The organism is Pseudomonas sp. SIMBA_041, from assembly GCF_046535095.1.
GTDB classification, from domain to species: domain Bacteria; phylum Pseudomonadota; class Gammaproteobacteria; order Pseudomonadales; family Pseudomonadaceae; genus Aquipseudomonas; species Aquipseudomonas mucoides.
The window spans coordinates 1-242 of sequence record NZ_JAWRXJ010000829.1 but is presented as its reverse complement, the minus strand read 5'-3'; the positions used below and the strand labels follow the sequence as shown (position 1 = coordinate 242).

General features: G+C 66.5%; 1 pseudogene. It reads left to right on the top strand.

The features are described 5' to 3' along the window. Positions 1-168: pseudogene (locus tag SB725_RS33455) on the top strand (lipoyl synthase); the annotation flags it as partial. Positions 169-242 lie beyond the last annotated feature (74 nt).

Here is a 242-nt window from a genome sequence, read left to right as displayed (position 1 = left end):
CTGCAGCCTTCGCGCAGCCACCTGCCGGTGCAGCGGTTCGTGCACCCGGATACCTTTGCCTGGTTCGCCGAGCAGGCTGTGGCGATGGGCTTCAGGAATGTGGCGTCGGGGCCGCTGGTGCGCTCGTCCTACCATGCCGACCAGCAAGCCTTGCACGCGGTTCGGTAAACGCCGGGGCTGCTGCGCAGCCCATCGCGGCGCAAGGCCGCTCCCACATTGACGGTGTATGCCCATATTCACAG